This window comes from Vibrio sp. PNB23_22_6, assembly GCF_052877535.1.
Genome location: NZ_JBNFXP010000051.1, coordinates 1 through 5290, shown reverse-complemented (window position 1 = coordinate 5290; position 5290 = coordinate 1). Strand labels below are relative to the sequence as shown.

5 protein-coding genes are annotated in these 5290 nt (G+C 42.4%); 3 read left to right on the top strand and 2 right to left on the bottom strand.

Annotated elements, in window-relative coordinates; genetic code table 11:
- Positions 1–510 precede the first annotated feature (510 nt).
- The 3 genes from ACVA54_RS19470 to ACVA54_RS19460 are packed head-to-tail and all read left to right on the top strand — an operon-like array spanning position 511 to position 4338.
- The gene (locus ACVA54_RS19470) at positions 511–1884 is read left to right on the top strand and encodes a DNA polymerase (RefSeq protein WP_446649886.1); all 1374 of its coding nucleotides are present in this window, start codon (positions 511–513) and stop codon (positions 1882–1884) included.
- A 15-nt stretch (positions 1885–1899) separates the two neighbouring features.
- Positions 1900–3651 carry a hypothetical protein gene (locus tag ACVA54_RS19465; RefSeq protein ID WP_446649885.1) on the top strand — a complete coding sequence of 584 codons (1752 nt, stop codon included), beginning with the start codon at positions 1900–1902 and terminating at the stop codon, positions 3649–3651.
- A gap of 39 nt (positions 3652–3690) precedes the next feature.
- Positions 3691–4338 (top strand): hypothetical protein, encoded by a 648-nt coding sequence (locus ACVA54_RS19460; RefSeq protein ID WP_446649884.1) that lies wholly within the window; start codon positions 3691–3693, stop codon positions 4336–4338.
- 127 nt (positions 4339–4465) lie between these two features.
- Here ACVA54_RS19460 and ACVA54_RS19455 read toward each other — a convergent pair whose 3' ends face one another.
- Together ACVA54_RS19455 and ACVA54_RS19450 are read right to left on the bottom strand one after the other, a co-directional pair.
- Positions 4466–4678 carry a hypothetical protein gene (locus ACVA54_RS19455; protein WP_446649883.1) on the bottom strand — a complete coding sequence of 71 codons (213 nt, stop codon included), beginning with the start codon at positions 4676–4678 and terminating at the stop codon, positions 4466–4468.
- Positions 4675–5151: a hypothetical protein gene (locus tag ACVA54_RS19450; RefSeq protein ID WP_446649882.1), complete on the bottom strand. Its 477-nt coding sequence runs from the start codon at positions 5149–5151 to the stop codon at positions 4675–4677. Before ACVA54_RS19450 ends, ACVA54_RS19455 begins: the two co-directional genes overlap by 4 nt.
- Positions 5152–5290 lie beyond the last annotated feature (139 nt).

Genomic DNA, 5290 nt, shown 5'->3' with positions numbered 1-5290 from the left:
ATTTTCCACACACCGCACAGTTCAAAAAATCAGCAAACGAATCATTTCCTAAAAAAAATTCATTTATTTTTTAGAACGTAAACTCAACCTGAAAACATTTACTTACATTACTTAACAAATCAAAATCATCAAATTTTCATTTATAGCGGATGGCTACTTTTTGAACAGAAAAAGTATTTCGTGGCTTCTTCTTATACCAAGACCATTTTTACGACTAAAACCGAATTATTCTTGTTGGAAAATTAAGGAATATCTCGGTATTTAACCCGCTAGAAATATGTGTACGAGTGTCGTTAAATGTTAAATTTGAGGGCACTTTCTGCGTATTGCACTTAGAAAAATATGTGGCATGATGCTCGACATCGGCAGGTTGAACGTCGATATAAGTTACCTTTCAAGGGGTTGCCGCCCCTCAAAAAGTAACCTGCTCTTTAACAATTTGGAGAGGCTGAATAATGCTTCATTGGTTAATGATTGGCGTCGAGAACCAATGAAGTAATAGAGGATTCAATGCAATCTTATCATGCTAAAGAACCTCAGCATCGTAATGATGCTGAGTTCTCTAATTCTATGAAGTTGAACAGCGCAAAGCAAGCAGCGTATAAGTTCGCACTCGCAAAACATCTATCTGTCTGCCATCCACCGGAAAATACATCATTAGCAAACGAGTTATGCCGACTCGTTGCTTCATACGATGACTGCAAAGATATTCCATCAACAACTTTAACGAAGCAGTTGAGCGAATACACCAAGCACAAATCAGATGTATTTGATAAAGATGCCAAGGCTTATATTTTTAGCTGTGTAGAACGCTACCAACGTGGAATACCAATACACATAGGTCGTTTGCTCAAGTGCCAAAGCCGTATTGAACGTTTCAAAGCAGACCACGATGAACTGCTAGAACTAGGGCTGATATGTATAGACCAAAATCAGGAGATAACAATTGAGGACCCTACCCCTCATCTGTTGCCCTCTGAGTGGTCGAAATGGCCCAAGTCTAAAAATGGTTCGTTAAGTGTCGAAAGGGAACAACTTCAACACGCGCCAGTAGCGCTCGCTCAGAAGTTATATCGCGCCCTCTCTTTTTACAGATATCGGAGTTTACTTCGCTTTAATGTAAATCATCGGGGAATGCACTTTGACTACCCGAATCCATTCGCTGCATCCAGTGGACGAGAAGCCCCAAAAGGCGGTTCGTTTATCTATCTGCCTAAAGATGCTCGCCACTATTTGTTAAAGCCACCCAAAGGCAAAAAGATCATTACCTTAGATTGGTGCTCTCAAGAACCTGCGTCACTCGCTGCACTCGCTGGCGACAAAGAACTTTGGAATGCTTATCTCAAGGGCGATCTTTATACCGAACTTCAACGCCGTTCCAAGCTATTTTCGGACCTAGACCGAAAGCAGTTTAAAGTGCTGTGTATCAGTCATCTCTATGGCTGCACACCACATGGAATAGCAAAAAAGTTTCGGGTAACGCCGACGGTGGCGACGGTTTGGGATAACGAACTCAAACATATTTTCTTTAAGGTCAACCAATACCTCGACCACAAAGTAAATGAAGCTCGCTCCCTTGGGTATGCCGAAGTCATAGGCTTTAAGCGAACCATAACGGCTAACACCAAGCACACTTCAATTCGTAACTTCTTTGTACAAGCCATCTGCGCACGAATGCTCAGGTTGCTTTGTATCAAGCTAAATCAACTTCACATCCCCCTCCTTTTCGCGATTCATGATGCAATAGGTATCGAAGCCGACATTGACGATATGAACACTGAAATCATGGCAAAACAAGCTATGGCTGACGTATCAGAATCTGTCTTAGGCCCAGGTTTCCAGTTACTTAGTGAACGTGAAGATGAGGTATCTACACCACATTAGAATTAGAGAACAATCATGAAATTCAAAAAGAAAAATAGCGTAACGAATACGAAACCATTTAGCCGCCTAGCAAAAATCATTAGTGTTCACTTAACGCAAACCATCAAATCTAGCAGCAACAAAATTTCAGGGGAGGCAGCAGAACAAGCACTAGAGCAAGCAAGTAACCATTGCGCTATAGCACTACATGACGGACAAGGGGCATTACTCATTGGTGGCGATGCGGTGAACTACGCCATTCCACTAGATAGTAAAGAGGCACAAGGGATCTTTTTGCAAGCAGCCCGTTCTGCGGGTGCAATATCTCTTACTCAACGCGATCTAAATAGTGCCATTGATGCTCTCAAACTGAACGCCACAATACAGGGGGATGAAGCCCATATTTCAGTGTTCAATAGTTACATTAATGACGATTTTCCAGAGCAAGGCGTGATACTAAATACTCATTGTCCTGATGGAACTGCACTATCTATCACCAATGGCAGTGTTGATTACGTCAATGAGGTGACTGAGGTCACGTTCAAATGGGCTCCGAATAATGGCGCTTTAACTTACAACAAGGAGGCCAGTACCAAAGACACACCAACAAAACTGCATGAGCTATTCAGCAATCTATCGTATGAAAAGTTCATGCTCACAATGGCTTACGCTTCATTTATCCTAACCCACCCGCGTAGTAACGGACTAACATTCCCTATCCTTTACTTGTATGGCGAGGCTGGGACAGGAAAAACGACTGTAGCGCGTCTGATCACAAAGCTTCTCGGCTTGGGAGAAACCAGCGTTAAATCTCAACCAAAATCAGCGAAAGATCTAGTTGCTAATGCAGCGCAGGACTACGTGTTGTGCTTTGATAATTGCGGAGCAATCAATACCGAATTATCAAATGCACTGTGTGGTGTCGCAACCGGCAATACTGTATCTGACCGCAGGTTGTATACCAACAACGAAATCGTAAATACTCAATTGCATCAACCCCTCATACTGACGTCGATAGAGTTTGCGAAACAGTATGACTTAACTACCCGTTCCCTCTTCCTAAAAGCCGATAAACCCGCTATCAGCTATTCGAGCGATACCGAAATTTTCCGCATCCTAGACTCTATGTTGACGGAAGCACAAAGTTGGTTGCTAGAAACATCAGCTAGCGCAATGAACCTTAAAGGATTAATCGAACCGATTTTGGAACATCGTGCAGGTGACTTCTGTCACTGGCTTGCCGCTTTTGAATCGGCTGTGGGTATAGAAAATCAATTACTACAAAGGCACGTCCATCAGGTACAGCAAGATGCACTCAAACATCAAGCGCTTGAGCATGATGCCGTGCTTGCAACTATCGTCGCCATCGTCGGCGAGTACGGCCAATTTGAAGGAAATCCCACGGAGGTACATAAACAACTTACGAGCTATGCAGAGACACTGGGCCGCTTACCTAAACAATGGCCTCTTAATGCCTCTGCCATGTCGAACAAGCTAAACCGCCTTACAGAGCAACTAACCAAGCAAGGTGTAGAGGTCGTGTCGGGCGGAACTCGTGGCACTAATGGTCGTAAGCTCATTGTTCAACCACTAGAAACCGTCGACACCGTCGAGGCTCATAGTGAAAGCATTAGCGAACCACTACACATCCCAAGCCCAAATATTTGGGACGATGTTGAAGATGATTCATTTGACGATGACATTAATAATGACATTCCAAATGACGAAGCTGATACACCCATCGACCAAGAGGAAGCAAACCGCCTTGTTTGCGAACTCCTTGGTTAAACCATTTATTCAAACAATATCACTTAAAGGAATAACACAATGAAAAATAACAACTATCAAACTGCTTTGACAAAATGTATTGAGATTAATGAAGCATTCTACAAGCATGATGCAGAAGCAGATACGATTAACCTTGGAAACACAGACTTCCCCGATATTTTGATTCCTGTAAGCTGGGGAGGAGCTGCTTCACCGAATGCGATTGAAATTGCCCATAAGCTAATGAATGCCTTTACTGTAGAAGTTGATGCCACTGGCTGGTTTAATCTTTCAGAGCCAGATAACGCAGAAGTAACAGTAAAAGCCTCAATTAACCTAGCTCTACTGAAAGATATCCATCCTGCACTTGCTGATAAAATCAAGACTATCTCAGACGAACAGCGCTTGAGTTATGAAGCAACATCAACGATAGATTTCGTCACAGAGGAGCAATTTAGTTTACCCCCATGTATTTGCGAAGTGTTCCAATCTCTGTGTGATGAAAATATTTTAGAACTGGCAGATATGGAACTGGCTAGCTTGCTTTCCGCAGGTATCGCATCACTTAGCTACTCCAGTGAGAAAAAATACGGAGCTGGTGCCCCTTACGCTGACGACCTATCGCGTAGTCGCTTGTATGAAACCGTGAATGATCAAAGTAGTGATGGGACCGATGAATTTCTTAACGAGTTCGTTTTAGTAAGTTAAAAATTTCACATTCATTGATGTAGGGAGATAAAAATCAACTTCCATCATCTCGTTTATCAACACTCAGCCTTTCCACTTTGTTCATACCAGCAAAAAAAGTAGAGATATTCATCCCTACTTCAATCGGCTAATCAGCTTTCCCAAAAATGGCACCCAACACGGCCCCTATGACTGCCCCAGCGGGAACAGCCAATGGATGCGGAATTTTTGAAGATACCAGAATACCTATAGCAATACCTTTACGAGCTCCACTTTCACTCAGATCAAACTCAAATCGGGTTGGCGTGTGTTTATCTGGATACCCCACTGACGCTGCTCTTTTTTTACCTACGACGGTCATTCCATGTTCTCCATATTCTGCTTTTTACGTGAGATTGACTTAGCGTTACCCAACGCCATCAATGCCTCTTTATTTGCTTGATAACTAACAGGAATTACATGTAAATAGAGCGAAGACGGTGATCTCGTTGCGAGTCCTAATTTTCTGATAATCGCAGCACAGAAAGCATGGTTGTTAGCAGAGCCTGCTGAAAATAGCGCCTTATAAATTTGACTTTTCCACGGCTGATCACCCTGCGATTCGATCAATTCAAATAAAGAAGACAACAAAATCCATTGCTTAGAATGCAGACCTTTTTCAGTTTGACCTGCGATACGAAAGTAATGTTGGTTATTCTCTCCATGTAGAGCAACCTCATAGTGAATTTTTCCCTGAGCTTTCACACCGAGTTTTTCAGCCTCCCCTGATAGCACAATATTTGAGAATGGGTCTACCGTGTCTGCACTCGAATCCTTTGTTTTAGCTTGATTCATCAAAATCTCCCAGAACATTAGTTAATGAAATTAATCACTAATGACTAACTCATCAGTAATCTATACCTCATTAATATCTGCTTATTTTTCTGGTTATTTCAGCTTGGCATATCAGTAGAAAAGTCCGGTCTTTTTCCGG